Source organism: Bacillus cereus group sp. N21, from assembly GCF_016483395.1.
GTDB lineage: Bacteria > Bacillota > Bacilli > Bacillales > Bacillaceae_G > Bacillus_A > Bacillus_A pseudomycoides.
The window spans coordinates 1-5,076 of record NZ_JAEHBX010000133.1; the positions used below are offsets into that span (position 1 = coordinate 1).

A 5,076-nucleotide genomic window follows, 5' to 3' on the forward strand; every position below is an offset into this window, starting at 1 on the left:
ACACACCTTTTTTAGAGTAATAGTATCAGTATGTCCAAGATTTAGAGGTTACTTGCATGTATCTTGAAGTTTTTGCACCGGAACCCTCTACAATCCGCAATCATTCCAGCACTTTCTTTAGAGGATGCAAACGAGAAATTAACAACAGAAGTGAAAAGAAGATTAAGAAAATGTGATATTAAAATTGATTCTACAAGTCTATGTGTTTCAGAAGATGAAAGGTATAATATTATTATGTAAAATAAAACAGTCCCCTTGGAACAAATTCAAGAGGACTGTTTTTCTGGTTCTGATGCAAAAACTTCAAGATATTTGCACCAGAATCTAATTTTTTATTACAGAGTAAGGCCAGATAGATAAAAAAGTAAACTTTTACATAAAAGTTTACTTTTGTTTTTGTAGTGAAAACAAAAAGAACTTGTAAAAAATACAAGTTCTTTTTAAGATATTGCAAACTGAAGGGAAAAAAAACTATCTTATCAGAAAACTAGGGATTAATATATCTTATGACTTCTAGGACCTCTTTATTATATAACAGATATTAACATTCTTAGGGGTAATATTTGAATATTATGTGAATTTTTAGAATGAAAAAAGAGAACTCTTTCATAAGAGTTCTGCAACAGAAAACAACAATATATAAACAATAAAAAGAATTATTTATAGTATATATAGTAACATTATAATATTGAGAAATATTTACATAAAGCTAGTATGTATTACGTAACAATCGTTGATATAGCTTGTTTGTAAATGAGTTGTTGTTTACCCTGAACCATCATAAAAACAGTGAATTTATCTATCGCGATGATCTCCCCACGTATTGGAACTCCACTCTTTAAAAACAAAGTAACCTGCCCTTTTTTCTTTTTTAGTTGTTCAAACATATCGTCTTGAAAATTTCGCATTATCTATTCCCCTTTCTATTGTCTTTACTATTTCTCTAAGGTATACTGCTCTTCATTACTGAGTGTTTGTGTTTCACGTTCGCTTTCTGTTTTTTGAAGCCATTTACCGATTTTACTTAAATAATATCTTTTTACTTCCCCATATGGAATCCAAATTTCACGTTCCTCTATTCGATCCATTACTTCACTAAGGATCTCATCATGCTCGTATTTTTTAGGTCTTCTATGATTCACTTGTACAAATTTTGTATATTCCCCACGAAGCCAATTAGAAATGTGTTCTCTTTGTTGTTGTCTGAGATGTGACCATTTTTTATTTGTTTGACGGATCTGTCCATTAACTTTTATATGATTTTTCATAGACACGCCTCCTATTACTGCCAAAACGAATATATAACTATCGTATCATAAATACATCCATATGATGCTACAGGGATCAGAAAGGGACGTCTCAGTATTCATTAGTGAGGCGAATAATCCCTTAGTTGATATGTATTGTTTTTTATTAATAATTACGGTACGTGAAATTATTTAGATATAACTTGAAAAAGCTCCCCTAAAAGGAGCCAATTATTTAACAAGATTCTTCTGTAATTTCTCTATTATAAGCTCTGCACCTGCTGGGCTTAGCGTAATCTTTCCATATGCTAAAGAAATATTTTTATCAGATACTTCTCCTGTTATTGCACAAGCACCATTCGCTTCATATTTTTTCAAGATAATCTTTTCACCTTCTACATAAATCTCTACTGGTGTCTTTTCCTCAATTGCCAGCGTGCGTCTTAATTCCATTGGTATAACTATACGTCCTAATGGATCTAATTTTCGCGTTACTCCTGTTGATTTCATAAAATCTCTCCCTAATATATTCTATATCTGCATCTTTCATATCCTATGCCATTCTTTATTGTAACAAGTTCTCCCCAAAGATTAATAAGAATTTCTTTACACCTTTGTGAAAAGGGATACTTCGTATCTGTCGGGTAGGTCAGGAATGTTTCCATTCCTTTCCCCCCTAAGAACCGCACGTGTCCCTTTCCAGACATACGGCTCGGGCATACCTTTATCTTCTGTCCTGGGTAGGTCACACCTTGCATATGTAACCTGTTTTATATAACTGTTTTCTTCTTGTTTAACATTTTACAGAATGCATTAATTTGTTTCTTACGTGGTATTGCTCCTTTTGCTGGAAAGATTTTGTGCCAAAGAATATGACATGCTGTGTGAACCAACGCAAGGTTTTCATACTTATCAGTTCCGCCATGATATTTTGGCTTCTTATGATGTGTTTCTAATGCTTCTTCTGTCAGTATTGATGTTTTGCATAATGGGCATTTATGTTTCTGCATTCGTGCTAGTTTTTGTCTTGATAGTACGTTGTTTTTTTCGAACAATTTAATTCCTCTATTAAGATAATAGCTTGTTAGTTTCTTATCAAATGGTGTGTTTTTATACGATATTGTTGTGTGATCGATAATTGGTACCCATTTCATTCGAATCAATTGATATTTCCTGTTTGGATCTGTTAATAACCATTGATCTTTACTTTGTCCGTGTATATCTGGGTGAAAATATCTTTTAATAATCCATTTCCATGTTTTGTTAGAGTGTAACCTTCTAAGAAAATGTTTTGTCTTTTTCCAGATATAATAGTCCATTCCAGAGAAAATTTTCTTACTTTGAACTGTTCTCCAATAGTTAGCATATCCACGAATAATTGGATTCAAATCTCTGATTAATCCTGCTACATTGCTGCCTTGGTGTTTCTTGAAACATTCCCTAACTTTTTCAATCATTTTGGATTGAGATTTTTCACTAGGTTTAACGATCATTTTCCAGAGTCGCCCTTTTTCCTTACAAGTTGGGTAATGTCTAAAATTAAAACCTAAGAAATCAAAACCTTCAGTAATGTGTACGACTTTTGTTTTTTCTGGTGCTAATTCTAATCCACGTTTTTTAAGATATGGTTTAAGTTTTTCATACATATTCTCTGCTTCTTCTTTTGTTTCGCAAATGATAACAAAGTCGTCTGCGTATCTTACTACCGTTTTTGTATCATAAACTTCATGATAAATTTTGATTGTTTTATTCTTTTGTTTCTTTCTAACTATACGATAATTGACACCTATTTCATCTTCCATACCGTGTAATGCGATATTAGCTAATAATGGTGAAACAATTCCGCCTTGAGGTGTTCTTGCGTCTGTTTTATTGAATACATTGTTATCTACAAATCCTGCTTTTAACCATTTTTCGATTGTGTTTTTCGCGGGAAACACCTTCAAATATCCATCTTTTTTTCGTACTAGTGTGTGCCTTATTAAATATTGCCTCTACAGCGTCGTGTGCACTTCTTTTTGCTCTGAAACCGTAGGAGGTAGATTCAAAACGATATTCCCATTGTGGTTCTAATGCTAGTTTGACAATATTTTGGAATGTTCGATCGATCATTGTTGGAATTCCTAATGGTCTCAGTTTGTTTTTGCCCTTCGGTATATATTTTCGTAGTGCTGGTGAAGGGTTGTGACTATAAATATTGTAATCTTTAATCTTGTTATATAAATCTGTTCTTTCTTTATTGGAAGCGACTTTGAATCGGTCAACTCCCGCAGTACGTTTCCCTTTGTTGATTTGTGTCACCTGACGGATCGAAAGCAATAATGCCGCTCGCTTTACTCCTCATCATTAGACGTTGCAAGTTTTTTACTTCGCGTTTTTTCCCAAGACTTTCTGCACGATAGATCCGTTGCTGTAACCTCCTAACATACTTCTCTAATTTCACCCAGGGGATGTCATCAAAGGAAGTAAGCGGAGTAGCAGCGGACACATACGATTTTTCTGTAGCGTTTTTCACGCACATCTCCTCCTTATAGTATCTTGTGCTCTCGGCTAAAACGATTCGCTACAAGACAGGTTGCTTTCCATTTTCTTTCGTGTTGTATACCTTCTGGAAGTCAGCACCCTTTCAGGTCATGTCATGGATTTGGTATCACTACCGACATTATCCACTACAGGAATAATCCCTTCCTGTTTCAGTTCTTGCTTGGTGGCATTCGCTTTTTCCTTCTTCCTCTACCCACTTAAGAGTTAGTCATTCCTTACGGTTTGATTACCCTAGTATTGGATGGACCTCAATTCTCCTTTCAGATGTTTTGGGACTTAATTGGGTTTAACAAGTTCAGCTCGTTTCAGATACGAATGGGACAGACTCCTTCTATTCACCGCCTGGACTGTGGGTATAAAGGTCGATATGATGGAAGTATCGATTCACGCCAGGAATGCCATGGTATCAGCTCTATAACCATGGGTAACAATAACGATGTTTATCAAAGGTTCACAAGTTAGTCACGAGATAGGTAACCCTTTTTCGCAATGAATGGATTCAACCTACTCTATACCACTCTTCCTCTAGCACAGGGGACCTCCTAAAGCTGGAAGATCCTGCACATTTAACTCTCATGCAACCGAACACCTTACTCCTTCTCACTACTTCACAGCAGGAATACGTTTCATTTTACCCGTTGCCAGGGGCGCCGTTTCGAGCGAGGACATCCGTTATACTCAGATGGACACTACGATGTTGCTGTAGCATCACTGAAATATAGGATTAAAGCCGCTTTCTTGTCGCACTCCATCTATTGTTTCCTACTTTTGTATAAAGATCTACTTAACGTTAGAACGGGAGATCGTCGTCCGATATATCAATCGGCTTCCCTGCTGGACTAGTGAATGGATCATCATTTCTTACTGCACCTGAATTTCCTACACCTGAATATGCATATGAACTTGGGGAAGGTTGCTCTCTTCTTTCATAAGAACTATTTTTCGGTTCTAAGAATTGAACATTTTCTGCTAAAACTTCAGTTACATAGACACGCTTCCCATCTTGCCCTTCATAATTACGAGTTTGAAGACGACCATCTACTCCAGCTAAACTACCTTTCTTTAAATAGTTTGCTACATTCTCAGCCTGTTTACGCCAAATAACCACTGAAATAAAGTCAGCTTCTCTTTGCCCCTGGTTCATAAACGGTCTATTCACAGCTAATGTAAACGTTGCTACCGCAACACCATTTGGTGTGTAGCGCAAATATGTGTAGCATCCTAGCTCGTAAGAGCTAGGGTAGCTACTAACCCTTACGGGTCGCGATAGGTAAAGTTTTGACGT

Annotated in this window: 4 protein-coding genes and 1 pseudogene; all 5 read right to left on the reverse strand. The window is 35.8% G+C overall.

The window, feature by feature from the left end:
* Positions 1-719: 719 nt before the first annotated feature.
* Positions 720-908 (reverse strand): RNA chaperone Hfq, encoded by a 189-nt coding sequence (hfq, locus tag JDS96_RS29480; RefSeq protein ID WP_199668961.1) that lies wholly within the window; start codon positions 906-908, stop codon positions 720-722.
* 27 nt (positions 909-935) lie between these two features.
* Positions 936-1,268, reverse strand: coding sequence for a transposase (locus tag JDS96_RS29485; protein WP_199668962.1), 333 nt, complete (start codon positions 1,266-1,268; stop codon positions 936-938).
* 210 nt (positions 1,269-1,478) lie between these two features.
* Positions 1,479-1,757, reverse strand: a complete 279-nt coding sequence (locus JDS96_RS29490) for an AbrB/MazE/SpoVT family DNA-binding domain-containing protein (RefSeq protein WP_199668963.1) — start codon at positions 1,755-1,757, stop codon at positions 1,479-1,481.
* A gap of 260 nt (positions 1,758-2,017) precedes the next feature.
* A pseudogene (locus tag JDS96_RS33395) lies at positions 2,018-3,768 on the reverse strand (group II intron reverse transcriptase/maturase).
* An 813-nt stretch (positions 3,769-4,581) separates the two neighbouring features.
* The gene (gene ssb / locus JDS96_RS29500) at positions 4,582-4,998 is read right to left on the reverse strand and encodes a single-stranded DNA-binding protein (RefSeq protein ID WP_199668964.1); all 417 of its coding nucleotides are present in this window, start codon (positions 4,996-4,998) and stop codon (positions 4,582-4,584) included.
* Between the last annotated feature and the right edge of the window lie 78 nt (positions 4,999-5,076).